The sequence below is a fragment of the Rhodococcus sp. 05-340-2 genome, assembly GCF_002258915.1.
In the GTDB taxonomy this organism is placed as follows: domain Bacteria; phylum Actinomycetota; class Actinomycetes; order Mycobacteriales; family Mycobacteriaceae; genus Rhodococcoides.
Window position 1 is genome coordinate 284,202 of record NZ_NOYU01000010.1, and the last position, 24,717, is coordinate 308,918.

A 24,717-nucleotide genomic window follows, 5' to 3' on the forward strand; every position below is an offset into this window, starting at 1 on the left:
AGCCACACCACTGCGCGGAGCGCACTCAGAAGTCAGCGGTCTTGCGGGCGCGGACCTTGCTGACGATCGAGAACACCACGGCGATGATCATCAGTGCGTACAGCACGATGGTGATGCCGCTGCTGACGAGGATCGACGGGTCGCCCTCGCTGACGGCCAGTGCGCGTCGAAGCGATTCCTCGGCGAGCGGGCCGAGGATCACGGCGATCAGCACCGGTGCGAGCGGAATCTCGTAGCGCCGCATCATGAATCCGATGATGCCGAGCCCGAGCATGAACATCAGGTCCACGATCGACGCACTCGACGCGTAGACGCCGAGGGCGGCGAACACCGAGATGCCTGCGTAGAGGTAGTTCTTCGGGATCTTCAGCAGCTGGGCCCACAACGGTGCGAACGGCAGGTTGAGGATCAGCAACACGATCATCGCCAGGAAGAGGCTGGCCAGCAGGGCCCAGACGATGTCGCCGCTGCGCTCGAACAGGAGCGGTCCGGGTTGCATACCGTACTGCTGGAACGCTGCGAGCATGATCGCCGCCGTGGCAGACGTCGGTAGACCCAACGCCAGCAATGCGCCCATGGCCGTACCGGCCGTGGAGTTTCCGGCCGCCTCGGGTCCTGCCACGCCACGAATGGCGCCCTTGCCGAACATCGGCTTCTCGCGTTTACGATCGAGCCGACGCTCGGTGCCGTAGGCCAGGAAGCTCGGCACCTCGGCGCCGCCCGCTGGTATGACGCCGAACGGCACGCCGAATGCCGTCCCGCGCAGCCAGGCCGGGAGTGCTTCGCGGAACTCCGCCTTGCTCAGCCACGGTCGTCCCTGCGACTTGATCAACGAACGATCCTCGGGCCGGCCGATCTTCGACGCGATGTGGATGACCTCACCGAGAGCGAGCATCGCCACGGTGATGACGACGATGTGGATGCCGTCGAACAGGGCCGGCACCTCGAAGGTGAATCGTGAAGCGCCCGAGGGTCCGTCGATACCGATCACCGCGAGGGTGAGGCCGATGAGCAGGGCGGTCAGACCTTTGAGGGCGGAATCCGAGACCACCGCCGAGGTGGCGATGAACGCGAACACCGCGAGTGCGAGATATTCGGCGGGTCCGAAGTTGGTCGCCAGCGCCGCAAGCGTCGGGGCGAAGAACACGACCAGGGTCGTGGCGATCATGCCACCGATGAACGACGCGATGGCCGAAGTCGCCAAAGCCTGTGGGGCGCGGCCGTTCTTGGCCATTCGATGTCCCTCGAACGTACCGGCGATGGCGGTGCTGTTGCCGGGGGTGTTCATCAGGATGCCCGAGATGGAATCGCCGAACAGGCCGCCGAAATACACTCCGGCGAACATGATCAGGGCAGCGGTGGGGTCGAGAGTGAAGGTGACCGGCAGCAGCAGGGCCACCGCCATGGCAGAGCCGAGACCGGGCAGCACGCCCACAGCGGTGCCGAGCAACGCGCCGACGAATACCCACACCAGGTTCATCGGAGTCAGCGCGGTGCCGAACCCGTCGAGAAGATTACTCAATGAATCCATCGGAAATTCAGCTCCGTCAGAAGATCTGGGCGAGAACGCCGCCGGGCAAGGTCAGGCCGAGGCCCGCGGAGAATACGATCTGGACGGTGCTCGAGACCAGCAGTGCGACTGCCGCGTCGAACACGTAACGGCGACCACCCAATCCGATCGAGACGCCCCAGAACAGCAACGCTCCGGCAAGTACCCAGCCGAGCGGGTCGAGCAGGGCGATGAACAGGGCCACCGATCCGACGGTGATCGACAGTGTGCGCCAGTTGCTGACGGTGCCGGTGTGCGGCACGCCGTCGGCGTCGACACCGCGGTCGACGGCGTCGGGCTTGATCAACAGTTGAATGGTGACCAGTAGGGCGACGATGAAGCAGCCGCCTGCAACGATGGCCGGAAAGACCTGCGGGCCAGGTGATGTGGCGGTGGGTGGAACCTGCATCGTGACGGTTCCGTATACCAGGAAGGCTCCGAGTGCGACGAGAAGTGCCGGAACGATCAATCCGCTACGGCCCGTCCAGAACGATCGGGACGTACCGGTGTCCGTGTCGGTGGTCGTTGTTGTCATACCAGCCCCAACTCCTCGAGAATTCCGGTGATGCGTGTCTGCTCGACGTCGAGGAATTCTCCGAATTCGTCTCCGGTCAGAACGGATTCCTTCCAGCGGTTGCGCTCGACGGCCGTCGCCCATTGCTCGGTCTCGACCATCTCGGTGACGATGTCGACGAGCGTCTGTCGGTCCTCGTCCGAGATCCCCGGGGGCGCAACGATTCCGCGCCAGTTGACGAGGTCGACGTTGTAACCCTGTTCGATGAACGTGTCCACGTCGAATCCCTCGAGCGGCTCGGGCGCGGCCACTGCGAGTGCACGCACGTTGCCCGCCTCGATCTGGTCGCGGAAGTCGTTGAACCCACTGACCGCGACGCCGACGGTGTTCGACAGCAGCGACGTCAGTACCTCGCCGCCGCCGGAGTAGGCGATGTAATTGATTGCGGCCGGGTCGATGTCGGCTTCCTGTGCCAACTGGCCGGCCACGATGTGGTCGATGCCGCCGAGTGAACCGCCGCCGATCGGGAGGCCTCCGGGGTTGGCGCGCCAGGCCTCGATCATGTCCTCGAGGTTCTGGATCGGCGAGTCCTTCGGGACGACGAACACTTCGAAGTCCTCGGCGAGTTTGGCGATCGGGACGGTGTCGGCAAGGGTGGTCTCGGAGTTGTTGATCGCGATACCGCCGAGCATGACGGTGCCGGTGATCATGACGGTGGTGGGCTGCCCGCTGAGGTTCTCGAGTTGGCTCAGGCCGATGGTGCCGCCTGCACCGGGAACGTTGACGACCTGGGCGTTGTTGACGATGCCGTCGCTGCGCAGCGCCTGCTGCGATTCACGGGCGACCAGATCCCAGCCGCCGCCCGCGGCAGCCGGAGCGATCAGTGTCAGTTTGGCTCGGGCATCGGAGCCGCTGGCACTGCGAGCGGCGTCGATTCCCGCCACGGTCACCGCTCCCACCACCGCCAGGGCACCGACTGTTCGAAGCAACGTGGGCGGTATCGCCATCAGAGACCTTTCGTGTGGTGTGTCACAGCGTCAGGTTAGATACAGTTTGTCCGATTAGTCCAGTTCACAACTCTCCGAGGGTGATCCTCGGTGGATACGAGCAACGAGCAACGGGAGAGAACGTGTCGGTAGCGAGCGCAGTGGCAGTAGCGATGAGCAACACACCGGAGGGTCAGGAAGCGTTGCGCCGCGGTGCCGCCGAGGCCGAGCTGCGTCAGGCCCCGTTGATCGTGTTGTCCGTGGTGGACCGAGATTCGGTGTCCGCGGACGATCGCAATTCGGCGCAGGCGGAGGTCGAGCGAACACTGCCGGGGATCGCGACCACCGTGCGCGTCGAACCCGACGGCGGCGACCCGGCCGGCGCTCTGGTCGACCTCGTCGCAGACGTCGGTGCGGGCATGGTCGTGATCGGCTCCAAGCGTCGTTCCGCGGTGGGCAAGTTTCTGATGGGCAGCACCGTGCAGCGGGTGCTCCTGGACTGCCCGGTTCCCGTACTCGTCGTGAAGGCGCCGTGACCCGGTAGTATCGGACAAACTTCACTCCATACGACCCCGAGGAATCATGGACAGCGATAAACCCGGGCCGGACACGGCCCCCCGCACCACAGCTACTACGTGCGAGGCGGTGTCCGGCGAATGAGCGTTCTGCTCACTCTTCTGCTCGGCCTGCTCGTCGTTTTCCTCATCACCGTCGCGACCGGCTACTTCGTAGCCCAGGAATTCGCGTACATGACCGTCGACCGGTCCCGGCTCAAGGCTCGCGCCGAGGCCGGTGACGCCGTCGCAGCTCGTACGTTGACCGTCACCAAACGCACGTCGTTCATGCTGTCCGGTGCTCAGCTGGGCATCACGGTCACCGGCCTGCTGGTCGGCTACGTCGCCGAACCGCTGATCGGTCAGTCGTTCGGCGCGATACTGGGCGGCGTCGGAGTGCCGACGGCCGTCGGTGTCGGCCTGGGTGCCGTTCTGGCGATCACGTTCGCGACGTTCGTGCAGATGCTCTTCGGTGAACTGTTCCCGAAGAACTTCGCCATCGCCCGGCCCGAGCCGGTGGCTCGATGGTTGTCGCTGTCGACGACCATCTATCTCAAGCTCTTCGGCTGGTTGATCACCATTTTCGACCAGTCGTCGAACCTGTTGCTCAAGGCGCTCAAGATCGAACCGGTGCACGATGTGGAGCATTCGGCCAGCCTGCGCGACCTCGAGCACATCGTCTCGGACTCGCGCGAGACCGGTGATCTGCCCGACGAGCTGTCGACACTGCTCGACCGCATCCTCGACTTCCCCACGCGCACAGTCGAACACGCGATGATCCCGCGCTCGCGTTCGGCCACGGTCCGAGACACCGACACTCTCGCCGAGGTCGCGGCACTGATGGGTCAGGAGCATTCCCGGTACCCGGTGCTCGACGAGGACGACGGCATCGTCGGCGTCGTGCATCTCGCGGACGTCCTGTCCGCGACGGTGCCGGGTTCCACGCCGATCTCCGAGCTCACGCGTGACGCGCTGATCCTCCCGGAGATCCAGAGCCTGCCCGACGCGATGCGCGAGTTGCGCTCGACGAGGAACCAATTGGCTTGTGTGATCGACGAATACGGCGGTCTGACCGGCGTCATCACGATCGAGGACCTGGCCGAGGAACTGGTCGGCGAGATCACCGACGAGCACGACGACGACCTGTCCGACCCGAGCCCGGTCAGTGCCGACGACGGCAGCTGGACCATGGCCGGTGAGGTGCACGTCGACGAGGTCGAACGCGCCATCGGTATCGATCTGCCCGAGGGCGATTACGAGACCATCGCCGGTTTTGCCATCGCGCACAACGGATCTCTCCCCGACGTCGGGGAACGGATCGAAGTGGACCTACCACCGGACAACGCCGATCTGGCGAACGACGAGGAGAGTCCCGTTCGCTTCGTGATCCTCGAGATCGAGGAGATCGACAGCCACGTCCCGTCCCTGCTGACTCTGACGCTCGGCGAGCGTGACCCCGAGCACGACGACGAGTCGGCCGAGACGAAGGAAAGTGTGCACCGATGAGCAACATCTGGGTCTTCCTGGCCGTCACGATCGGCCTCATCGCTGCCAGTGCGTTCTTCGTGGCCGTCGAGTTCGCGCTGTTGGCCGCCAAGCGGCATCGGCTCGAAGACGCGGCTCCCAATTCGCGCTCTGCGCGTGCCGCGCTGCGCAGCTCGTCCGAGCTGACCGTCCTGCTCGCCGGCTCACAACTCGGCATCACGGTCTGCACCCTCGGCCTCGGCGCAACGACGAAGCCGGCCGTGCACTACTGGCTCACTCCGCTGTTCGAGAGCGGCGGCCTGCCGTACTGGTTCGCCGACGTTCTCGGCTTCGTGCTCGCGCTGATCGTCGTCACCTTCCTGCACCTGGTGGTCGGTGAGATGGCTCCGAAGTCCTGGGCCATCGCCCATCCGGAGAAGTCGGCGACGATGCTCGCAATCCCGATGCGCGGGTTCATGTTTCTCACCCGTCCGGTTCTGACGGCACTGAACAACATGGCGAACTGGTGCCTGCGGCGGGTCGGCGTCGAGCCGGCCGACACCGTGGGTACCGGCCAGAACGCCGACGATCTACGTCAGCTGGTGGAGCATTCGGTGAACGTCGGTGCTCTCGACGCCAGCTACCAGGCGCAGATCTCGAGTGCGCTCGAACTGCAGGAACTGACCGTCGGCGACCTGGTGCGCCAGTTCGGCAAGCCCACGTCGGTACCGTCGACGGCCACCATCGACGACGTGCGCGAAGCCTCGCGTCGCTCGGGGCATCTGCGGATCCTGGTCAGCGACGCCGACGTGGTCAAGGGAGTGGTGCACGTGCGCGATACGTTGACCGCTCCGCAGACTCTCGCCGAGATCACGCGTCCGGCATACACGCTCGAGGCGACGACGCCGGTATACGTTGCCCTGCAGTCGATGCGCGAGACCCGGCATCATCTGGCCCTGGTGGTCGACGGTTCGGCGGCGGCGGACGATCCGGCGCGCAGCGTCGGCGTCGTGACTCTCTCCGATGTGCTGACCCGACTGTTGCCCCAACCGGTCTGATTCGATTCCGGTTTCGAACGAGGCATCCCCGCCCGGCCTGCGTGGCCGAGCGGGGATGCCTTTGTCGTGTCCGGCCTCAGAACTCAGACCGGGGCGACAACGAGCAGGTGCGCCCAGTACGACGCGACGTCGTGGCCGAGTTGGGGGAGCAGAACGTCGTAGAGCAGGTAGGACATCATTGCCGTCGAACTCCTTGTTCAGCGGGTCGTTGCCGGCCCGCGTTCCGAGACTGTGGGTGACCGAGACTGTAGGTCATTGAGACTGTAGATCACGCGGCCTTCGGTGACACCCATATCGCCCACTCGGCGCACTCCGTTGCGCGGAGCCCCCCCGTAGCGCGCGTCAGCCGATGCAGCCCTGCAGAGTGGTGAAGCTGCCGGCAATTCCGGCACCGTCGCACACCGCGCCGGTCGGGGTGAGGGTGATGGTGGAGCCCGGTGCTGCCACCGCGATGGAGAGCCCGAGGCCGGCTGCGGTGTTCTGCGCGACGGCACCGGGGCCGAAGGCGATCGCTGCAGGCGCACCACCGAAACTGCCGTTGCTGACTGCGGTTCCACCGTTCAGTCCGAGTGCCAGGGCGGCTGCGTTGTTCATCGCCTCGGCCGAACCCCACCCCTCGAGGCCGAGGCCGGCCGCAGCACTTGCGACGTCCGCGGAGCTGTCGCACTGCGATCCTCCGACGAGCGCAGCGACGTCGGCCCCTCCGGGTGCGGTGGTGCAGGCGACCGGTGCTGCGGATGCGGTGCCGGGTACCAGTGCTGCGAACGCGCAGGCGAATCCGAATGCTGCCGCTCCGCCGACAATCCTCTTGGTGTGGAACATGGTGAATGCCTCCCCAGATCAGTGCGTCGGCACCGGTGTGCCGAGCGTGTCGGTCGCCGGGCCGAGGTTGCGGACGGCCCGCACGTCCTGGCTTCGAGTCTCGACCTGCCCGGGCGCGGCGCGGGTTCATCAGGATCTCGAAAGCGTCTCGGTAAAGTAACGCTGAGATAACGCAACCGGGTGATGTTCTCGGTCCCTACGATGAGGCCATGATCGGACGCATCGACGAGGTCGTTTTCGACTGCCGAGAGCCGAGGGTGCGCGACGAGTCGTGGCATTTCGTCGACGTCCCAGGGTTCACTCGGTTGGCATTTCAGCGAGTCCCGGAGGGCAAGGCCGGCAAGAACCGGCTCCATCTCGACGTCGATGTATCGGATATCGACCGTGCCGTCGGGCAGGCTGTGGCACTGGGCGCGAGGGTGCTCGGCGACCGACACTCCGACGCGGCGGGAACCTTTCAGGTGCTCCACGACCCCGAAGGCAACGAGTGGTGCCTGGTGACGCCTCCCGCGTGAGCCCGGCCGATCAGCGGGCGTCGTGTTCGGCGCGTGATTCGAGAACGGCAGGCATGTTGCCCTCGATGAGTTCGATGAGACCGGTCAATCGGGTGCCGACGTCGCGGCCCAGCGGAGTGAGGCTGTACTCCACCTTCGGTGGGATGGTTCCCTGCACGGTGCGCACCACGAGGCCGTCCCGCTCGAGGGTCTGCAGGGTCTGCGAGAGCATGCGCTCGCTGACGCCGTCGACCCGTCGGCGTAACGCATTGAATCGGTAGTCGCCCTCGGTGAGGGCGGCGAGCGCGAGCACACCCCACCTGCTGGTGGCGTTCTGCAATGTCTGCCTCGACGCACAGTCACGCGCGAAGACGGATGCTTCGAGTGATTCCGTGGGCTCTGGCATATCGCCATGCTAGCGCATGCAAAAGAGTGAGTGATGATGTGAAGGGTTGCACTGCACGAAAGGTAAGTGCATAGTGAGTGAGTACTTGAAACCTCAACCTCAGGAGTTCGATCATGACCACAGCGGTAACCGGAGCAACGGGCAACCTCGGCGGACTCGTCGTCGACGCACTCATCGAGCGTGGCGTCGCACCCGCCGACATCGTGGCGGTCGTCCGAAACGCAGACAAGGCCTCGTCGCTGGCCGAGCGCGGCGTCGTGGTTCGGGTCGCCGACTACTCCGATTCCGCCGCGATGACGGCGGCTCTCGCGGGCGTCGACAAGCTGCTGCTCGTCTCGGGCTCGGAGGTAGGCCAGCGAATTGCGCAGCACATCAACGTGATCGAGGCAGCGGAGGCCGCCGGAGTGGGCCTCATCGCCTACACCAGCCTGCTCGCCGCCGACACGTCGGGAGTGAGCCTCGCGCCCGAGCACAAGGCCACCGAGGAACGCCTCGCCGCGTCCGACATTCCGGCGGTATTTCTCCGCAACGGCTGGTACTGGGAGAACTACCTCGGTTCGCTCGCACAGACCATCGAGGGCGGGGTGCTCCTCGGCGCGGCAGGCAACGGCAAGCTCGCCGCCGCGTCTCGCGTCGACTTCGCCGCCGCGGCCGCAGCCGTACTGACACTCGACGATCAAGGTGGAAAGATCTACGAGCTCGGCGGCGACGAACGCCTCACCTACGCCGAGCTTGCGGCCGTCATCGGCGAGCTCTCCGGCAAGTCGATCGTCTACAAGGACGTCACCGAGTCCGAGTACGCCGCAATTCTTCAGGGCGCGGGACTGCCCGACTTCGTGGCAACCATGTTGGCCAGCGCGGACGCAGGAATCGCTCGTGGCGAGCTGGATACCGATTCCGGAGACCTGCAAACCCTGATCGGTCGTGCATCCACCCCGGTCGCAGACGTACTCCGCGCCGCTGTGTGACGGGCACCGGGGGCGGTACTTGTAGCGTGGGCGCGGTGAATCACTCCTACACCCGCACCGTGTTCCTGGCCGCCTCCGTCTCGCTCGCCCTGCTGACGGGTGCGTGCAGCTCGGACTCCGACACCTCGTCCGCGGCGACCTCCACCTCCTCGGCGTCGTCCGACGCCGGTGCCGCGGCCGCCTCGAGCACCTGCCCCACGGCGACACCCGACGCCGCAGCCACCCCCGGATGGACGCTGGCCGGGGACTCCGGCAGCATCGCCGTCGTCGGATCAACCGACACGGCCGCGCCCGCGGTCACCGTCGAGACGCCGTTCACCGTCGCCGAGACGCAGGTCGAAACTCTGACGGCGGGGGACGGGCCGGTCATCGCAGCCGACGCCGAGGTGTCCGTCTGCTACATGGGCGTCAACGGACGCACCGGCGAAACGTTCGACAGCAGCTTCGAGCGGGGCGCGCCGGTCGAATTCCCACTCGACGGAGTCGTCGCCGGCTTCCAGAAGGCCATCGCCGGACAGACCGTCGGCTCGACCGTCGCCGTGGCGGTCACCTCGGCCGACGGCTATGCGAGCGGCAATCCGGCAGCTGGAATCGAGCCGGGCGACAGCTTGATCTTTGCGATCTCGATCCTGTCCGCGAGCTGAGTGCGGTCCGCACAGTGGCGCGGTTGAGTCCCCCCTGGGGCACTCAACCGCGCCACTGCGGCTCCGCCGCAGTTACACCGTCGAGAGCTGCTGAATCGTCGTCGCGCCGCCCGGGGTGGGCGTCGTGGTGATGAAGTTCGAGTCGTAACCCAGCGTTTCGACGACGCTGCGGATCTCACGGAACTGCTCGACGCTGACGTCGGGCGTGCGCTTGAGCACAAATCCGGACGTGCGGGTGGGGCTTCCGACGAACGCCCACGAGTAGTCGTCGGCGATGTAGGCCACGATGTAGTTGGTCGGCCCCTCCTGGCTCTCCTGTGTGGGGACGCCCGGGAAGCTCACGTGCAGTTGGGCATTGGTGACGGTGTCGTTGACTCGTGCGTTGCCGACGATGCGGTTCTCCTGGCCCGTCCAGGTGGTGCAGGTGTTCTCGACGCGAATGTTGGACGCGTCGATCATCTGGTAGTTCGCCTGGGTGTCTCGGGCGCAGATCAGGTTGAACGGCTGCGGTACCGCGGCAACCTGGTTCCAGGTGCCCAGGTAACGCTCGACATCGAGCGACGGGATCGGAGCCAGTGGCTCGAGGCCGACCGATCCCAGCGGTCCGACCGGCTGTGCCTGAGCCGGGGCCGCGGTCAGCAGTGCACCCGCGGCGAGGGCACCGACGAGTGCGGTGCGGCCGAATGCGTTGCGGATCTTCATGTGTTCGCTCCTTGAGTTGCGGTTGTGGTCGTGCTCGAGTCGATCCTGTTCGGCCACCAGATCCCCGGGCCGATGAGGGTGAACAGGGCGGGAATCACCACGGTGCGTACCACGAAGGTATCGAGCAGAATGCCGAGTCCGACGATGATGCCGAGTTGGGTCAGGGTGATCAGCGGTAGGACGCCGAGCACGCAGAAGACTGCTGCCAGAACGATTCCGGCGCTCGTGATGACACCTCCGGTAGCCGAGACCGCCCGCACGATGGCAGACCTGGTGCCGTGCCGAGGCGTCTCCTCGCGGGTGCGAGTGACCAGGAAGATGGTGTAGTCCACTCCGAGCGCGACCAGGAACAGGAACGCGAACAGCGGAGTGTTGTCGTCGAGGGCGGGGAATCCGAAGACGTGCAGGCTCACCCAGCTGCCGACTCCGATGGCGGCCACGGCGCTCAATACCGTTGTGGCAACCAGGATCACGGGTGCAACGAGGGCGCGCAGCAGTACCAGGAGCACGGCGAGCACGACCGCAAGGATCGCGGGAATGACCACGAGGCGATCGCGGGCCGCTGCGTCGCTGGTGTCGAGTGCTTTGGCGTCGCTGCCGCCCACCAATGCACGGTCCACACCGGTGAGTGCGGCGCGGAGATCGCCGACGACGGCGAACGACTCGTCGGATGCGGGGGCCGCATCGGTGACGACCGAGAGCCGGGTGAGTCCGGTGTCGGAATCCGCGACGCGATCGACCGAGACGACGCCGTCGATGCCCTCGGCGGTGCTGATGACTCCGTCGATGTCTGCGGTGGGAGCGAGGACCGTCATCGGATCGGCTGATCCGGCCGGGAAGTGCTGGGAGAGAGTGTCGAAGCCTTCGACGGATTCGGCGGTGACGCGGAACTGCTCGGTTTGTGAGAGTCCGATCTGAGTCCCGAACAATGCGCCGCAGCAGGCCAGCAGCGCAACGATCGTGACCGAGGCGGTGGCGACGGGGCGTCGGGCAACGCCTGCGGCGATCGAGTGCCAGACGCCTTCCGTGGTGGTGTCCCGGTCCGATTCCTTGGGAACGAAGGGCCAGAACAGCTTCGGACCGCACAGTTTCAGCAGGGGCGGCAGTACGAACAGCACGAACACTGCTGCGACGACGAGGCCGGCCGCGGCCAGCGCCCCCAGGCTGCGGGTGCTCGGCAGCATCGCGAGGAGCAAGGTCAGCAGTGCCAGCACGACGGTTGCGTTGCTGGCGAGGATGGCGGGCCCGGCCTGGCGAACAGCGCGGTGCAGGGCGAGGCGATGATCGGGCTCGCGACGCAGCTCCTCGCGGTATCGAGAGATGAGCAGCAGTGCGTAGTTCGTGCCTGCGCCGAACACCAGCACACTGGTGATTCCGGAGGTCGAACCGTCGAAGGAGAGGCCGGTGGCCTGGGCGAGCACGGTGCCGACGGTGGTGGCGAATCGGTCGGCGAAACCGATGACGGCCAACGGCACCAGCCAGAGGATGGGCGATCTATAGGTGACGATGAGGAGGACGGCCACCACGAGTGCGGTGACGGCGAGAAGTGTGAAGTTGGCACCGGAGAACGAGTTCGCGATGTCGGCACCGAAGGCGGGTCCGCCGGTGACCTGAGCATCGAGATCGGGTGACAGGCCGTCGCTCGCAGCGGACCGCAGTTCGGTGATCAGTTCGTTGAGCGTGAAGCCCGACAACTCGGAATCGACCTGGACCAGCGCAATCGCAGCTTTGCCGTCGGGTGCGACGATCGGGGGCGGGCCGGGCTCGTCCGGCACCGAGCGATCGACGGCGAGGAGCCTGCTCTGCGCGGCAGCTGCGCTCTCGATGTCGGTTGGTGTCAGGTCGCCGCCATCGGCGCGGCTCAGAACCAGGATCACGGGTGCGGTGTCGGAGTCCGAGAACTGGGAGAGCAGCTCGTCCACCTGGAAGGACTCGGCCGACGTCGGCAACGAGTTCGGCGATTGGTCGGCGGAATCGTTGCTGCCGACCAATCCCATCACGGCGACCGCGAGGATGACGATCGCTGCCGCCAAGGCACCGGATCTACGCCCGGTGGCTGCGTCCGCGACACGGTCCCAGACGGTCTTGTTCTCGGTTCGAGTGCTGTCCACGGTCAAACAATCTCATTTACTTAGATATTAAGCAACTGAATCTCTTGCGGGCAGTAGTCTGACGATGACCGCAGCGAAGGAGTTACCACCGACATGGCCGACCGAAACCACCTCGAATCCGCGATTTCCGCGGATCTACGAGCGCTGTCGTCGGTCTCCGAACAGATCGGCCAAGTGTTCGGTGCTCTACACAGCCTGCGGCCCAACGACTTTCGTGCGCTTCTTCACGTCATGGTCGCCGACGTCGAGGGTGCGCCGCTGACGGCGGGGGAACTGGGCACGATGTTGGGGCTGTCGTCGGCGGCGATGACCTACCTCGTCGAGCGGATGATCACCTCCGGTCACATCCGCCGCGAATCCGACGCATCCGATCGACGCAAAGTCATTCTGCGATACGACGAGCACGGGATGGAGGTCGCTCGCGGGTTCTTCGGCCCCCTCGGCAAGCGCACGAGCACCGCGTTGGCAGACCTGCCCGATGATGATCTCGCCGCCGCGCATCGGGTGTTCGAAGCGCTCATCGGAGCCATGCGAGAACACCATGCCGACCTGGGAAACAGCGGTCGCGCGTAAGGTGCCTGCGCGGCGCGGTGTTCGAACTGCTGGTGGGCGGCCTGTGCAGAACCGATGCTGGACGCTGAGGCTGCCTGTGACGTAGGGTTGGCCCTGGTTGAGCTAACAGCCGGTCACGGGGAAACGCAGCGAAGTCGGCGTCCGGGTCAGGCAACATTCTGCTCCCGCTGCGTCAATCGGTTTCCCCCTCAGTTCGACCGATCGATGGGATCTGCCATGAGTGTTGAATCTTCAGGCAACAAAGTTCGAACCACCCCGGTGACAGTCGCGGAGAAGTCCGTGTCCGTCGCAGCAACCGGAGCAATCTTCACTGCGCACGACGGCCCCGACGGCTCACTCGTCGTCGCCGTCCACGGCGACATCGACATGCGCAGCGCGCCGATGTTCTCCGATTTCGTCTGCAGCCGCGTGTCCAGCAAACGGCATGTCACCCTCGATCTGCACAATGTCGAATTCTTCGGCATCGCAGGTCTCACAGTCTTCGATGCAGTCCGTGACTACACGGCCGGCATCGGCGCATCATGGTCGATCGTCGCCGGACGCTCTGTTTCGCGTCTGCTCCAGGTCGCCGATCTCGAGTCCACGATTCCGACGGCTCGTCCTACGAACGACCAGTAGTACCCCGGCGTTCATCGCCGCGACAAGAGGTGGGCAGCTCCGGTACCGGGGCTGCCCACTGTTCGTTCGAACCCCGATTCCACAACGGACGACCCTGCTCGACGGTATGGCCGTGGCTCAGGATCGTCCGAAAGTGTTTCGGCTCAGGCGAACTAGTCCTTGGTTCCTTCGGAGTCGCTGAAGAACGCCCACTCGCCGTCGTGCTCGACCTCGAGTCGCCACCCCAACTCCTCGTTGTCGGCGCGGCTGTCCTTGAACCAGGCGTGCGCGTCCTCGGAACTGGAGATGTCCTTGGTCTCGACAACGGTTCCGTGCGGATCGATAACTCTGTAATTTGCCATGCAGCCAGGGTGCCCCGATGTCGCAGAACCTAATCCACGCCAGAACGCCGAGAGGAAGCGGCGGCCGACTCCTGGGTGCGGGAATCGAGTACTTCGGTGAACCCGCTACGTACGCGAGAGCACCGATCGCGCGAAGAACATCAGATTCGCCGGACGCTCGGCCAGTCTGCGCATGAAGTAGCCGTACCACTGCGATCCGTACGGGACGTACACGCGTACGTTGCGCCCGGCGTCCACGAGTCGACGCTGCTCGGGATCACGGATTCCGTAGAGCATCTGGAACTCGAACTCCTCGGACGACCGTCCTGCGGCCGCCGCCAACCTGTCTGCCGCCTCGATCATCTCCGGGTCGTGCGAGGCCACCATGGGGTAACCGCGGCCGTTCATCAGGATCGTCAGGCACCGGAGGTAGGAGTCGGAGACCTCCCGTGCACCCTGAAACGCCACCGACGACGGTTCGTTGTACGCACCTTTGCACAGTCGGATTCGAGATCGCGGCCCGGACAGGTCCTGGCAGTCCGCTTCGGTGCGCCGCAGGTATGCCTGCAGCACCGTGCCCAGATCCGGAAAGTCCACGCGCAGTTCGCGGACGATCGACAGGGTCGAATCGGTGGTGGTGTGGTCCTCGGCATCCACCGTCACCCACACCCCGGCCGCAGTGGCAGCGGTGCAGATCGTTCGTGCGTTCTCCAGCGCCAGGGTTCGGTCGATTCCTTGGCCGAGCGCGGACAGCTTGAGCGAGATCTCCAGTGCTGTCGCATCGGCCCGGCGAGTCGAAAAGCGTTGTATCAGGGAGAGGTACGCGTCCACGGTTGCCCTCGCCTGGCCTCGGTCGGTGGTGTCCTCACCGAGGTAGTCCACCGAGACGAACCGGCCCGACGCCAGCAGGGCGTCCACTGCAGTGACGGCCGCAGGCTCGGATTCGCCTGCCACGAAACGGTCGACGAGGGATCGGGTGGCGCGTAGCCGCGTCACCGTCGCCTGCAGTTTCGGTGAACGTGCCGCCGCCAGCAGGGCAGGCCGCAGCGGATTGCTCAGTAGCGTGGTCATCGCGTGCCCTCGCCTTCCTGGTGTGGGTAGCCGTGGGTGGTCGGCGGAACGAACGTTTCCTTCACGGTGCGGGCCGAGGTCCACCGCAGCAGGTTCTGCGGCGAGCCGGCCTTGTCGTTGGTTCCCGACGCGCGGGCTCCGCCGAACGGCTGCTGTCCCACCACTGCGCCGGTGGGTTTGTCGTTGACGTAGAAGTTGCCTGCGGCGAATCGCAGTGCCGCATGGGCCTGTTCGACGGCGGTGCGGTCGGTGGCGATGACGGCTCCGGTCAGCGCGTACTTCGATCCGGAGTCGACGGCGCGCAGTGTCTCGGCATAGGCGTCGGGCCTGGCGTCGTCGTAGACGTGCACGGCGAGGATCGGGCCGAAGTACTCGGTGGTGAAGGCCTCGTCGGTGGGGTCGTCGCCGAGAAGCACCGTGGGGGAGACGAAGTACCCCTCCGTGTCGTCGCAGCTACCGCCGGCGGCGATGGTCAGGCTCGAGACGGACTTGGCTCGGTCGAGAGCAGCTGCGTTGCGGTCGAACGCCTTTCGGTCGATGACGGCTCCGCCGTAGTTGGACAGGTCGGTCACGTCACCGTACTTCAACGCCGAGACCTGCTCGATGAACGTATCGCCCATCGAGGCCCACAGAGATTTCGGTACGAACGCCCGGGACGCTGCCGAGCACTTCTGTCCCTGGAAGTCGAACGCACCGCGAATCATGGCGGTGGTCAGCACATCCGGATCGGCAGAGCTGTGCGCGACGATGAAGTCCTTGCCGCCGGTCTCGCCGACGAGCCGTGGATACGAGTGGTAGTTCGAGATGTTGTTGCCCACCTCGCGCCAGAGCGTCTGGAACGTCGCGGTGGACCCGGTGAAATGGATTCCGGCCAGACGCGGATCGGCGAGGGCCACGTCGGACACCATCGGCCCGTCGCCGAGGACGAGGTTGATGACCCCCGGTGGCAGACCTGCGGCTTCGAGCAACTGGAGCGTCAGATACGCGGCCACTGCCTGGGTGGGCGAGGGCTTCCACAGCACGGTGTTGCCCATCAGCGCGGGCGCGGTGGGTAGGTTGCCTGCGATGGCGGTGAAGTTGAACGGGGTGATGGCGTAGACGAAGCCCTCGAGTGGACGGTATTCGACGCGATTCCACACTCCCGGTGCCGATACGGGCTGCTCGGCGAGAATCTGCCGGGCGAACGTGACGTTGAACCGCCAGAAGTCGATCAGCTCGCAGGGTGCGTCGATCTCAGCCTGGTAGGCCGACTTGGACTGACCGAGCATCGTTGCAGCAGCGATTCTTTCGCGCCACGGACCGGACAGCAGATCCGCGGCCCGCAGGAACACCGCGGCGCGCTCGTCGAAGGGGAGATCGCGCCATGCGGGGGCTGCCGTCGTCGCGGCGTCGATGGCGTCGCGCACATCCTGGGGGGTGGCCCCGGTGAAGCTGCCGATGATCGACGAGTGCTTGTGCGGTTCGACGACGTTCTCGACCGGGCCGTCGGCCCGGCGGTGAACCCCGCCGATGACCTGACGGATCTCCACGGGGGAGGAACGGAGTTCGCTCAGGCGGCTGTGCAAGCGGGCCCGTTCCGGGCTACCCGGGGCGTAGGTGTTGACCGGTTCGTTGGTGGGGGTCGGTACGGATGTGACGGCGTCCATGGCTGCTCCTCGTCTTCGGCGTGTGCTGCTCATTGAAGTCCGATCGGCTCGCCGTTCAATCAGCCCGTCGGCCAAAGAATTCGTGATCTACTTGTCCGTATGGCCAATACGGTGTCGCTGCGTTCGATGCTGACCTCTCTGCACAGCGCCGTCGTCGAACTCGTCCTCGCGCCCGCGGGAACGGACATGGCGGTCGAGTCCGTCGCGCTGCTCGATGGCGACGACCTGCGGCTGCCTCCGGGAACTGCGTCCGACCTGACGCTGCTGGTCGGCGTGACCGAGGCCGATGTGGTGCGGTGGTTCGACGATCTCGCGTTGCGCCCCGTCGCAGACCGACCGCTCGCGGTGCTGACCAAAGTCGCCACCTCGACTGCGCTGTCCCACGGTGCGCGGGAGACGGGTATCGCATTGGTCGCGGTGCACCAGCAGACACGGTGGGAGCTCCTGCTGTCGATGATGCGCGGAGTCCTGGACCAGGTGCGCGCCCAGAGCCCCAACGACGGATTGTTCGGAGCCGACACCGACCTCTACGAACTCGCGCAGACGGTGGCGTCACTGACGAAGGGCATGGTGAGCATCGAGGACGAGCGCTCACATGTGTTGGCCTACTCGGCATCCGACGACGCGGCCGACGAACTGCGGACCCTGTCTATCCTCGGACGTGAAGGTCCGGCCGACTACCTGCGCAGACTGCACGAGCGAGGGGTGTTCGATCGACTCCGCCGCACCGACGACGTGATCGACGTACCGGCCGATGCCGAACTGGGCATTCGTAGACGGCTCGCCGTCGGTATACGCCGAAGCTCAGGCAGCGCAACGACTCTCGGGACGATCTGGATACAGGAGGGCTCCGCCCCACTCGCCGCCGACGCCGACGCGGTACTTCGCGGTGCCTCGGCCGTCGCTGCCCGACTGATCACCCGCATCGCGAACGCCCCGACCAACGAGGCCCTGCAGATTCAGCGCCTGCTCGGGGCCAGGGGCGGCGGTGTCGACGTCCCGTCGCTGGCGTCGGCGCTGTCGATACCCACCTCGGGATCCGCGGCGGTCGTCGGATTCGCTGCCTGCGGAGAATTCGAGATCAGCGCCCTGGCACCGTCCATTCGATTGCATGCCAGCGCTTTTCGACGAGACTCGTTGGTCACCATCATCGGTGAGAGAATCTACGCACTGTTTCCCGGGGTGGCGTCGGGCACGGGGATCGCGGCGTGGACCGCCGATGCCGTCGGGCGGATCGAGGCGCGTACCTCGCTGGCGCTGCGCGCCGCGGTCGCTGCGCCGATCGCCGATCTCGACGGGGTGGCCGTGGCCAGATTCGAGGTGGACCGAGTGCTCGACGGCACCACCGGCGAGGTGCGCGTCACGACGCTGGAAGAGTCGAGAACCTCGGTGTTGCTGGGAGAAATCCTGGAACTGATCACCAATCACGACCAGCTGCGAGACCCACGCATCACCGCCCTCGACCGCTACGACGCCACCAACGACTCCAGAATGCGCGAGAGTCTCGAGTCGTATCTGGCGTGCTTCGGCGACGTTCGGGCTGCCGCCGAGCGACTGCACATTCACCCGAACACCCTGCGCTACCGCATTCGACGCGTCGAGCAGATTCTCGATCTCGATCTCACCGATTCCGACGCACGTCTCCTCGTCGAGATTCAGCTGCGTATGTGAGCGCCGCCGGTGCTCGCTCGGATCACCAGGGTCGGTTCGATGCTCGAACGCCTCGTGCTTCGGTTTCCGGTGTCGATCTGGTCGAGCAGAATTTCGACGCTTCGCACGCCGACGTCGGTGAACTCCTGGCGGATGGTGGTCAGGGGCGGCGAGAAGAATTCCGCGTCGGGAACATCGTCGAAGCCGACCACGCTGACGTCCTGCGGCACTCGCTTTCCGTGGACGTTCAGTGCGCGTAGCACCCCGAGCGCCATGGAGTCGTTGCCTGCGAACACTGCGGTGACGTCGGCGTTCCGGGCCAGTTCGCTGCCGGCCAGAAAGCCCGATTTTGCGGTCCAGTCGCCGCTGAGGGTGGCCGGTGGTTCCACGCCGGCATCCTCGTGGGCCATCCGCCATCCGGTGACGCGGTCGGCTGCCTCGTACCACCCCAGTGGGCCGGCAACGTGCCACACGGCGCTGTGTCCGAGCGAGAGCAGATGTTCGGTTGCGGCTCTGGCTCCGGCGATCTGGTCCACCGAGACGACGGCCAGATCACCGGCAGGCGAGCCCTCGACGGCGACCAGCGGGAGCTCTCCGGCCAGATCGGCTATGTCACCGCCGTCGGTTCGCAGAGGCGCGATGACGACGACGCCGTCGACACCCTGCTTCTGCAACCGGCGCACACAGGTGATGATCGCCGACTCGTCGAACGAGGTGGGCACGCCGACCACCACGGAGTAGCCGGCGTGACGGGCTGCGTACTCGACGCTGTAGAGCGTCGACACCGGACCGTAGAGAGCGTTTCCGGTCCCCACGATTCCGATGGTCTTGCTGCGGCCGGTGACCAGAGCGCGTGCAGCAGTGTTCGGTCGGTACCCGAGCTCCGAGATCGCCTGAGCCACCTTGTTTCTCGTCGCTTCGGTCACGTTGGGATGACCGTTGATGACGCGGGAGACGGTTTGATGAGACACGCCTGCGAGCCGGGCGACGTCGGTCATGGCGGGTCCGCGAGTCGGTGTCATCTTTGCCGAGCCTCCCTTCCTGGTCGAAGACAATCACAGCATGCCCGGTCCTGCGGTGCCCGCGACCGTGTCGATTACGTGGGTGTGGTCACCGCAGAACCGGTCGTGGTGGGCGCAGGCTTACCGGGCTCGGCACCGGAGAACATCTCGGCAGGCACGGGCACCCCCAGATAGCTGCTCGGAGGCGCAGCCTTGTCACCCTTGTTGCCCTTGCCGCTCGCTGCTCGGCGCTTGGTCCAGATGTCGAACGCCACCGCGGCGAGGAGTACCAGGCCCTTGACCAGCTGAACGCGCTCGCTGGGCGAACCGATGAGGGACATTCCGCTGTTGATCACGGCGATGATGAGTCCACCGGTGAGCGCGCCGACGATGCGGCCGACGCCGCCCTGCACTGCTGCACCGCCGATGAATGCCGCCGCGATCGCGTCGAGCTCGAAGCCGTTGCCTGCGGTGGGGCCCGCCTGATTGAGGCGGCCGGCGAAGATGATTCCGGCGAGGGCGGACAGCACGCCCATGTTCACGAAGATCCAGAAGGTGACCGGCTTGACCTTGATGCCGGACAGCGATGCGGCGTGGATGTTTCCGCCGATGGCGTACACGTGCCGACCGAACACCGTCCGGCCTGCCAGCGTCGAATAGCCCATCACCAGTACGGCGAGAAGGATCAGCACGTACGGCAGGTTCTTGAAGCGCGCCAGCTGTACGGCGATGGCGAGAACCAGGCCGCCGGCCAGAATCATCTTGGTCAGAAACAGTGGCATCGCGTCGACGGTCTGCCCGTACTTCTGCCGACCCGTCCGAGAACGCCACTGAGTGAACACGATTCCGGCAACGGCGAGGATCGCGACGAGCAGGGTGAAGATGTCCGCGCCGCCGAGCGGCCCGAGGCCCACGTTGCCCATGAAGCCCGGGAGGAAGCCGTTGGAGAGAGTACGTACGGGCCCGGGGAACGGTCCGATGCCCTGGTTACCGAGAACGATGAGGGTGACGGCGCGGAAGATGAGCATGCCTGCCAGGGTCACGATGAACGCCGGAATGCCGAAGTACGCAACCCAATAGCCCTGCCACGCTCCGATCAGACCGCCGATGATCAGCGTGATGAGCACCGCGAGCGGCCACGGCACGTTCTGCTGGACCATCAGCACACCGGAGATCGCTCCTGTTGCCGCGACGACCGATCCGACGGACAGGTCGATGTGGCCCGCGATGATGATCACGACCATGCCGATGGCCAGGATGAGGATGTACGAGTTCTGGACCACCATGTTGCTGATGTTCTGGGGGACCAACAGTTGGCCGCCGGTCAGAACGGTGAACAGCAGGATGATCAACGCGAACGCGATGAATATCCCGCTCTGGCGGAGGTTTCGCGTGAGCAGCCCCCGGACGGTCGACAGCTGATTCATCGAAGTACTCCTGTTCCACGGGTCATGAGGTGCATGAGGGATTCCTGTGTCGCGTCCTCGCGAGTCACCTCGCCGGTGATCCGGCCTGCGGACAGCGCGTAGATCCGGTCGCACAGCCCGAGCAGTTCCGGTAGCTCGGAGGAGATCACCAGAACTGCCTTGCCCGCGTCGGCGAGACCGTTGATGATCGAATAGATTTCGAACTTCGCGCCGACGTCGATACCGCGCGTCGGTTCGTCGAGAATTAGCACATCGGGATCACTGAAGATCCACTTGCTCAGCACGACTTTCTGCTGATTGCCGCCGGAGAGCTTGCCGACCACGGCGGAGACGTTCGGTGCCTTGATGTTCATGCTCTTCCGGAAGCCCTCGGCAACCTTGTATTCCTGGTTGTCGTCGACGAAACCGCCGGTCACCAGTTTGTCGAGGGCCGCAGTGGAGATGTTGCGCTTGATGTCGTCGATCAGGTTGAGGCCGTACCGCTTTCGGTCCTCGGTCGCATACGCGATCCCGTGATGGATGGCATCGCTGACGGACTTGACGTGAATTTCCTTGCCGTACTTGTACAGACGCCCCGAGATGTCGATGCCGTAACTGCGTCCGAAGACACTCATGGCCAACTCGGTGCGTCCGGCACCCATCAGGCCCGCCAGCCCGACGATCTCACCACGGCGCAGCGTCAGATTCGCCCCGTCCACCACGGTCCGGCCGTGCTGGGTCGGGCTGTGTACGGTCCAGTCCTCGATGCGTAGAACTTCCTCTCCCACAGTGGATTCGTGGGGCGGGAACCTGTGCTCGAGATCGCGGCCGACCATCAGTGAGATGATGCGATCCTCGGTGACCTCCGGGTTGCGCATGTCCAACGTCTCGATGGTTCGGCCGTCGCGAATGATCGTCGTCCGGTCTGCGATGGCCGCGATCTCGTTGAGCTTGTGCGAGATGATCACGCACGTGATTCCCTCGTCTCGAAGACCGCGTAGCAGGTCGAGAAGATGAGACGAGTCCGAATCGTTCAGTGCCGCAGTCGGTTCGTCGAGGATCAGCAGCGTCACGTCTTTCGACAGTGCCTTCGCGATCTCGACGAGTTGCTGCTTGCCGACGCCGAGATCGCCCACGACGGAGACGGGGTTCTCCCGCAGCCCTACCCGGTTCAGTAGGGCTGCGGCCTCGGAGTTGGTGCGGTTCCAGTCGATGAACCCGCGCCTGGACCGCTCGTTGCCGAGGAAGATGTTCTCGGCGATGGACAGATGCGGACTCAGCGCGAGTTCCTGGTGAATGATGACGATGCCCTTGGATTCGCTGCTCCTGATATCGGAGAACGCGCACGGCTGACCGTCGAACACGATCTCTCCGTCGAAAGTTCCGTGCGGATACACACCCGACAGCACCTTCATGAGAGTCGACTTTCCAGCGCCGTTCTCACCGCAGATCGCATGGATCTCGCCGCGCTCCACCGTGAGCGTGACGTCCTGGAGCGCCTTCACTCCGGGAAACGTCTTGGTGATGCCGTGCATCTCCAGAATCTGGCTCGTCATCGCAGAACTCACTTCAATTGATCGTCGGTGTAGTAGCCGCCTTCGACCAGCAGCTGCTCGTAGTTGCCCTTGTTGACGATCTCCGGCTGCAGTAGGTACGCGGGAACGACCTTCTCGCCGTTGTCGTAGTCCGTCGTGTTGTTCGTCTCCGGCGTCTGACCGTCGAGCATGGACTGAGCCATCGAGATCGTGACTGCGGCCAGCTCACGGGTGTCCTTGTAGATCGTGGAGTACTGCTCGTCGGCGATGATGGACTTCACCGAGGGCACCTCGGCGTCCTGGCCGGTGACGATCGGGTAGGGCTGACCGGCCGTTCCGTAGCCGTTGCTCTTGAGCGCGGAGAGGATTCCGATCGACAGGCCGTCGTACGGCGAGAGCACGCCCTGCACCTTCTGGCCCGAGGAGTACGTCTTGGTGAGCAGGTCCTCCATGCGCTTCTGGGCGGTAGCCGGATCCCAGCGCAGTGTTGCAGCCGTCTCGAAATCGGACTCGCCACTGCCGATCTTCAGAGTTCCCTTGTCCAGGTACGGCTTCAGGGTTTCCATGGCACCGTCGAAGAAGAAGGTGGCGTTGTTGTCGTCCGGCGAACCGGCGAAGACCTCGATGTTCAGCGGGCCCGCGGGGGCGTCGGCCTTGTCGGTGCCGTCCTCGTTCTTGAGGCCGAGACCGACGAGAAGCGACGTGGCCTGATCGACGCCGACCTTGTAGTTGTCGAACGTCGCGTAGTAGTCGACGTTGGGCGAGTTACGGATGAGGCGGTCGTACGCGATGACGCCGATGCCGTTGTCCTTGGCTTCCTGCAACTGCGTGGTGATGGCCGTGCCGTCCACCGAGGCCACGATGAGAAGCTTTGCGCCCTGGGTGATCTGGTTCTCGATCTGGTTGACCTGAGTGGGGATGTCGTTCTCTGCGTACTGCAGGTCGACCTTGTAACCCTGGCCCTCGAGCGCGCTCTTGAGGTTGTCGCCGTCGGCGATCCATCGAGCCGAGGACTTCGTCGGCATCGTCACGCCGATCAGCGCGCCCGCCGTGCTCCCTCCGTCTGCCGGCTCGACGTCTGCAGTCTTGGTGCTCGATCCGCATGCGGTGACCGTGATGGCCAGTGCCACCGCGGCCGCGGCCATGGGTAGATGTCGAAACTTCATCGTTTCTCCCTGCTCGGTGAAATCAGATCTCGAAAGTGGTGGAGAGAGACCTCGTCTGTGCCTCACATCACATCAAGACGAAAGTGTGAGCGATAACATCGGCAATGTCAAAGATTATTTTCCGCAACCCCGCTCACCAGTGTGAGCGCTAACAATGCGGCGCCTCCACGAGCCCGAGAGGGCGCGATCTCGGAGGACCGGCGGGGACGTCAGTGCAGTTCGTGAACCGACTGCTTACCGCTCTTGAGCCAACGACTCGGAAGCCGTCCGACCAACTCTCCCAGCGGGTGAACCGCAGCCGAGAGGATCTCGACGGAATCCTGCAGAATGTCGATCGAGATGCTCATCCGCTCGATGTTCGGTGCCACCGACGTCAGCGTTTCCGACAGCTTGACCAACTGATCGAGCGGACCGCCCTTGGCCGTCAGTCGCTCGATGGCACCGTCCTCGGCGAGAAGTGTTTCGAGGATGCCCTCCTCGGCGATGGCCCGCTCGATGAGTCCGTCCTGACGCGTGAGCACCTCGAGCGGACCGTCCTTGGCCGTCAGTCGTTCGAGCGGTCCGTTGGTGGCGGTGATGCGGTCCAGCAGACCACCTTCGGCGAGCAGTCGTTCGAGCGGGCCGTCCTCGGCGAGTAGTCGGTCCAACGGCCCGCCGGGAGCCAGGATGCGCTCGACCGGCCCGCCCGGGGACAGCAGTCGCTCGAGAGTGCCGTCCTCGGACGTGAGGCGATCGACGACGCCTCCCTGGGCGAGCAGGCGATCGAGCGGACCGCCTTCCTTGAGTGCGTTGCCCAGGGCGCGGTCGTCGGAGGTGAGCTGGCCGAGCTGGGTGAGCAGTTGCATCGTTCCGCCGCGCGGGTTGGCGAGCGAGGCGACACCTGCGGTGCCGGACGCGCCGGTGGCCAACGCCATCCTGGTGGTCGCCAACGCGACCTCCGCCACGCCGATCGCCTGCTCGGCGATGGCAATTCCGGCGCGCGCAGGCAGTGTGATCGCTGACACCCAGTTCATCGTTTTACTGTAACTGCTCGTAGCTCGGAAAATCAGTGAAGAACCTTCAGTCCGACGACGCATCCGACGATGCCGACCAGAAGCGCAACCTTGAGCAGCGAGGCGGATTCGGCCCCGGTGATCATGGCGTACGTGACGGTGAGGGTGGCGCCGATTCCCACCCAGACGGCGTAGGCGGTGCCGGTGGGCAGCGATCGCATCGCGATCGCGAGTCCGATCATGCTGAGCACCACCGTGACTCCGAAGACGACGGACGGTCCGAGTTTGGTGAAGCCCTCGGACTTACCGAGCGCTGTCGCCCAGACCGCTTCGAGGACGCCGGAGACGACGAGAATGAGCCAAGCCATGAGAGATCGCTCCTTGCACCGTCTTGTCGCTGTTCGGGTACGGTGCGCTCGTCCGATTGTCGGAAGTGACTTGTACGATCGTACCAATTTCGGCCGGTG

At 65.1% G+C, this 24,717-nt stretch carries 25 protein-coding genes and 1 riboswitch; of the genes, 9 read left to right on the top strand and 16 right to left on the bottom strand.

Annotation, left to right across the window (positions count from 1 at the left end; translation table 11 throughout):
* Positions 1-25: 25 nt before the first annotated feature.
* From CH271_RS05675 to CH271_RS05685, 3 genes are read right to left on the bottom strand one after another with little or no spacing between them, the layout of a single operon-like run.
* A complete protein-coding gene (locus tag CH271_RS05675; RefSeq protein WP_094632961.1) occupies positions 26-1,531 on the bottom strand; it encodes a tripartite tricarboxylate transporter permease in 1,506 nt (501 codons plus the stop codon).
* A gap of 16 nt (positions 1,532-1,547) precedes the next feature.
* Positions 1,548-2,084, bottom strand: coding sequence for a tripartite tricarboxylate transporter TctB family protein (locus tag CH271_RS05680; RefSeq protein WP_094632962.1), 537 nt, complete (start codon positions 2,082-2,084; stop codon positions 1,548-1,550).
* A complete protein-coding gene (locus tag CH271_RS05685) occupies positions 2,081-3,070 on the bottom strand; it encodes a Bug family tripartite tricarboxylate transporter substrate binding protein (RefSeq protein ID WP_094632963.1) in 990 nt (329 codons plus the stop codon). Before CH271_RS05685 ends, CH271_RS05680 begins: the two co-directional genes overlap by 4 nt.
* A gap of 80 nt (positions 3,071-3,150) precedes the next feature.
* On the opposite strand from CH271_RS05685, the gene CH271_RS05690 reads away from it, so the two are divergent.
* The 3 genes from CH271_RS05690 (at position 3,151) to CH271_RS05700 (ending at position 6,125) form a co-directional block, all read left to right on the top strand.
* Positions 3,151-3,585, top strand: coding sequence for a universal stress protein (locus CH271_RS05690; protein ID WP_230596414.1), 435 nt, complete (start codon positions 3,151-3,153; stop codon positions 3,583-3,585).
* Between the two features lie 120 nt (positions 3,586-3,705).
* Positions 3,706-5,109 carry a hemolysin family protein gene (locus CH271_RS05695; protein WP_094632964.1) on the top strand — a complete coding sequence of 468 codons (1,404 nt, stop codon included), beginning with the start codon at positions 3,706-3,708 and terminating at the stop codon, positions 5,107-5,109.
* The gene (locus CH271_RS05700) at positions 5,106-6,125 is read left to right on the top strand and encodes a hemolysin family protein (protein ID WP_037194473.1); all 1,020 of its coding nucleotides are present in this window, start codon (positions 5,106-5,108) and stop codon (positions 6,123-6,125) included. Before CH271_RS05695 ends, CH271_RS05700 begins: the two co-directional genes overlap by 4 nt.
* 342 nt (positions 6,126-6,467) lie before the next feature.
* On the opposite strand, the gene CH271_RS05705 is transcribed toward CH271_RS05700, so the two are convergent.
* Positions 6,468-6,947, bottom strand: a complete 480-nt coding sequence (locus CH271_RS05705; RefSeq protein WP_037194474.1) for a DUF6764 family protein — start codon at positions 6,945-6,947, stop codon at positions 6,468-6,470.
* 209 nt (positions 6,948-7,156) lie between these two features.
* Between CH271_RS05705 and CH271_RS05710 the strand changes: the two genes are divergently transcribed.
* The gene (locus CH271_RS05710; protein WP_094632965.1) at positions 7,157-7,462 is read left to right on the top strand and encodes a VOC family protein; all 306 of its coding nucleotides are present in this window, start codon (positions 7,157-7,159) and stop codon (positions 7,460-7,462) included.
* 10 nt (positions 7,463-7,472) lie between these two features.
* Here CH271_RS05710 and CH271_RS05715 read toward each other — a convergent pair whose 3' ends face one another.
* Positions 7,473-7,847 (bottom strand): winged helix-turn-helix transcriptional regulator, encoded by a 375-nt coding sequence (locus CH271_RS05715; RefSeq protein ID WP_094632966.1) that lies wholly within the window; start codon positions 7,845-7,847, stop codon positions 7,473-7,475.
* Positions 7,848-7,960: 113 nt separating this feature from the next.
* Between CH271_RS05715 and CH271_RS05720 the strand changes: the two genes are divergently transcribed.
* The gene (locus tag CH271_RS05720; RefSeq protein WP_037194477.1) at positions 7,961-8,815 is read left to right on the top strand and encodes an SDR family oxidoreductase; all 855 of its coding nucleotides are present in this window, start codon (positions 7,961-7,963) and stop codon (positions 8,813-8,815) included.
* Positions 8,816-8,841: 26 nt separating this feature from the next.
* Positions 8,842-9,459 carry an FKBP-type peptidyl-prolyl cis-trans isomerase gene (locus tag CH271_RS05725; protein ID WP_094632967.1) on the top strand — a complete coding sequence of 206 codons (618 nt, stop codon included), beginning with the start codon at positions 8,842-8,844 and terminating at the stop codon, positions 9,457-9,459.
* A 72-nt stretch (positions 9,460-9,531) separates the two neighbouring features.
* Here the strand turns inward: CH271_RS05725 and CH271_RS05730 are convergent, their stop codons facing one another.
* Together CH271_RS05730 and CH271_RS05735 are read right to left on the bottom strand one after the other, a co-directional pair.
* Complete coding sequence (locus CH271_RS05730) at positions 9,532-10,161, bottom strand: lipocalin family protein (protein WP_094632968.1); 630 nt, start codon at positions 10,159-10,161, stop codon at positions 9,532-9,534.
* Positions 10,158-12,158 carry an MMPL family transporter gene (locus CH271_RS05735; protein WP_179274820.1) on the bottom strand — a complete coding sequence of 667 codons (2,001 nt, stop codon included), beginning with the start codon at positions 12,156-12,158 and terminating at the stop codon, positions 10,158-10,160. Before CH271_RS05735 ends, CH271_RS05730 begins: the two co-directional genes overlap by 4 nt.
* 207 nt (positions 12,159-12,365) lie before the next feature.
* Between CH271_RS05735 and CH271_RS05740 the strand changes: the two genes are divergently transcribed.
* Positions 12,366-12,845, top strand: a complete 480-nt coding sequence (locus CH271_RS05740; RefSeq protein ID WP_037194479.1) for a MarR family winged helix-turn-helix transcriptional regulator — start codon at positions 12,366-12,368, stop codon at positions 12,843-12,845.
* Positions 12,846-13,124: 279 nt separating this feature from the next.
* Positions 13,125-13,463, top strand: a complete 339-nt coding sequence (locus tag CH271_RS05745) for an STAS domain-containing protein (protein WP_230596416.1) — start codon at positions 13,125-13,127, stop codon at positions 13,461-13,463.
* A 152-nt stretch (positions 13,464-13,615) separates the two neighbouring features.
* Here CH271_RS05745 and CH271_RS05750 read toward each other — a convergent pair whose 3' ends face one another.
* From CH271_RS05750 to pruA, 3 genes are all read right to left on the bottom strand, one after another.
* Complete coding sequence (locus CH271_RS05750) at positions 13,616-13,804, bottom strand: hypothetical protein (RefSeq protein ID WP_037194480.1); 189 nt, start codon at positions 13,802-13,804, stop codon at positions 13,616-13,618.
* Positions 13,805-13,909: 105 nt separating this feature from the next.
* Positions 13,910-14,854 (bottom strand): proline dehydrogenase family protein, encoded by a 945-nt coding sequence (locus CH271_RS05755; RefSeq protein ID WP_037194481.1) that lies wholly within the window; start codon positions 14,852-14,854, stop codon positions 13,910-13,912.
* Positions 14,851-16,500 (bottom strand): L-glutamate gamma-semialdehyde dehydrogenase, encoded by a 1,650-nt coding sequence (gene pruA / locus CH271_RS05760; RefSeq protein WP_094632969.1) that lies wholly within the window; start codon positions 16,498-16,500, stop codon positions 14,851-14,853. Before pruA ends, CH271_RS05755 begins: the two co-directional genes overlap by 4 nt.
* Before the next feature lie 99 nt (positions 16,501-16,599).
* On the opposite strand from pruA, the gene CH271_RS05765 reads away from it, so the two are divergent.
* The gene (locus CH271_RS05765; RefSeq protein ID WP_094632970.1) at positions 16,600-18,171 is read left to right on the top strand and encodes a PucR family transcriptional regulator; all 1,572 of its coding nucleotides are present in this window, start codon (positions 16,600-16,602) and stop codon (positions 18,169-18,171) included.
* On the opposite strand, the gene CH271_RS05770 is transcribed toward CH271_RS05765, so the two are convergent.
* From CH271_RS05770 to CH271_RS05795, 6 genes are all read right to left on the bottom strand, one after another.
* The gene (locus CH271_RS05770) at positions 18,156-19,172 is read right to left on the bottom strand and encodes a LacI family DNA-binding transcriptional regulator (protein WP_094632971.1); all 1,017 of its coding nucleotides are present in this window, start codon (positions 19,170-19,172) and stop codon (positions 18,156-18,158) included. The genes CH271_RS05765 and CH271_RS05770 overlap by 16 nt on opposite strands.
* A gap of 74 nt (positions 19,173-19,246) precedes the next feature.
* Entirely contained in the window at positions 19,247-20,578 is a 1,332-nt protein-coding gene (mmsB, locus tag CH271_RS05775; RefSeq protein ID WP_094632972.1) for a multiple monosaccharide ABC transporter permease, read from the bottom strand.
* Positions 20,575-22,113, bottom strand: a complete 1,539-nt coding sequence (gene mmsA, locus CH271_RS05780; protein WP_037194720.1) for a multiple monosaccharide ABC transporter ATP-binding protein — start codon at positions 22,111-22,113, stop codon at positions 20,575-20,577. Before mmsA ends, mmsB begins: the two co-directional genes overlap by 4 nt.
* Before the next feature lie 8 nt (positions 22,114-22,121).
* Positions 22,122-23,258 carry a multiple monosaccharide ABC transporter substrate-binding protein gene (chvE, locus tag CH271_RS05785; RefSeq protein ID WP_037194490.1) on the bottom strand — a complete coding sequence of 379 codons (1,137 nt, stop codon included), beginning with the start codon at positions 23,256-23,258 and terminating at the stop codon, positions 22,122-22,124.
* A 209-nt stretch (positions 23,259-23,467) separates the two neighbouring features.
* Positions 23,468-24,271 carry an ABC transporter gene (locus tag CH271_RS05790; RefSeq protein ID WP_094632973.1) on the bottom strand — a complete coding sequence of 268 codons (804 nt, stop codon included), beginning with the start codon at positions 24,269-24,271 and terminating at the stop codon, positions 23,468-23,470.
* Between the two features lie 32 nt (positions 24,272-24,303).
* Positions 24,304-24,618: a DMT family transporter gene (locus CH271_RS05795; protein ID WP_037194494.1), complete on the bottom strand. Its 315-nt coding sequence runs from the start codon at positions 24,616-24,618 to the stop codon at positions 24,304-24,306.
* 12 nt (positions 24,619-24,630) lie between these two features.
* Positions 24,631-24,693, bottom strand: a riboswitch (guanidine-III (ykkC-III) riboswitch).
* Positions 24,694-24,717 lie beyond the last annotated feature (24 nt).

Excerpts from the sequence above, each read along its gene's own strand:
- CH271_RS05675 (WP_094632961.1), bottom strand. The coding sequence starts at position 1,531 with ATGGATTCATTGAGTAATCTTCTCGACGGGTTCGGCACCGCGCTGACT.
- CH271_RS05680 (WP_094632962.1), bottom strand. The coding sequence starts at position 2,084 with ATGACAACAACGACCACCGACACGGACACCGGTACGTCCCGATCGTTC.
- CH271_RS05685 (WP_094632963.1), bottom strand. The coding sequence starts at position 3,070 with ATGGCGATACCGCCCACGTTGCTTCGAACAGTCGGTGCCCTGGCGGTG.
- CH271_RS05695 (WP_094632964.1), top strand. The coding sequence starts at position 3,706 with ATGAGCGTTCTGCTCACTCTTCTGCTCGGCCTGCTCGTCGTTTTCCTC.
- CH271_RS05700 (WP_037194473.1), top strand. The coding sequence starts at position 5,106 with ATGAGCAACATCTGGGTCTTCCTGGCCGTCACGATCGGCCTCATCGCT.
- CH271_RS05705 (WP_037194474.1), bottom strand. The coding sequence starts at position 6,947 with ATGTTCCACACCAAGAGGATTGTCGGCGGAGCGGCAGCATTCGGATTC.
- CH271_RS05710 (WP_094632965.1), top strand. The coding sequence starts at position 7,157 with ATGATCGGACGCATCGACGAGGTCGTTTTCGACTGCCGAGAGCCGAGG.
- CH271_RS05715 (WP_094632966.1), bottom strand. The coding sequence starts at position 7,847 with ATGCCAGAGCCCACGGAATCACTCGAAGCATCCGTCTTCGCGCGTGAC.
- CH271_RS05720 (WP_037194477.1), top strand. The coding sequence starts at position 7,961 with ATGACCACAGCGGTAACCGGAGCAACGGGCAACCTCGGCGGACTCGTC.
- CH271_RS05730 (WP_094632968.1), bottom strand. The coding sequence starts at position 10,161 with ATGAAGATCCGCAACGCATTCGGCCGCACCGCACTCGTCGGTGCCCTC.
- CH271_RS05735 (WP_179274820.1), bottom strand. The coding sequence starts at position 12,158 with ATGGGATTGGTCGGCAGCAACGATTCCGCCGACCAATCGCCGAACTCG.
- CH271_RS05740 (WP_037194479.1), top strand. The coding sequence starts at position 12,366 with ATGGCCGACCGAAACCACCTCGAATCCGCGATTTCCGCGGATCTACGA.
- CH271_RS05750 (WP_037194480.1), bottom strand. The coding sequence starts at position 13,804 with ATGGCAAATTACAGAGTTATCGATCCGCACGGAACCGTTGTCGAGACC.
- CH271_RS05755 (WP_037194481.1), bottom strand. The coding sequence starts at position 14,854 with ATGACCACGCTACTGAGCAATCCGCTGCGGCCTGCCCTGCTGGCGGCG.
- pruA (WP_094632969.1), bottom strand. The coding sequence starts at position 16,500 with ATGGACGCCGTCACATCCGTACCGACCCCCACCAACGAACCGGTCAAC.
- CH271_RS05765 (WP_094632970.1), top strand. The coding sequence starts at position 16,600 with ATGGCCAATACGGTGTCGCTGCGTTCGATGCTGACCTCTCTGCACAGC.
- CH271_RS05770 (WP_094632971.1), bottom strand. The coding sequence starts at position 19,172 with ATGACACCGACTCGCGGACCCGCCATGACCGACGTCGCCCGGCTCGCA.
- mmsB (WP_094632972.1), bottom strand. The coding sequence starts at position 20,578 with ATGAATCAGCTGTCGACCGTCCGGGGGCTGCTCACGCGAAACCTCCGC.
- mmsA (WP_037194720.1), bottom strand. The coding sequence starts at position 22,113 with ATGACGAGCCAGATTCTGGAGATGCACGGCATCACCAAGACGTTTCCC.
- chvE (WP_037194490.1), bottom strand. The coding sequence starts at position 23,258 with ATGAAGTTTCGACATCTACCCATGGCCGCGGCCGCGGTGGCACTGGCC.
- CH271_RS05790 (WP_094632973.1), bottom strand. The coding sequence starts at position 24,271 with ATGAACTGGGTGTCAGCGATCACACTGCCTGCGCGCGCCGGAATTGCC.
- CH271_RS05795 (WP_037194494.1), bottom strand. The coding sequence starts at position 24,618 with ATGGCTTGGCTCATTCTCGTCGTCTCCGGCGTCCTCGAAGCGGTCTGG.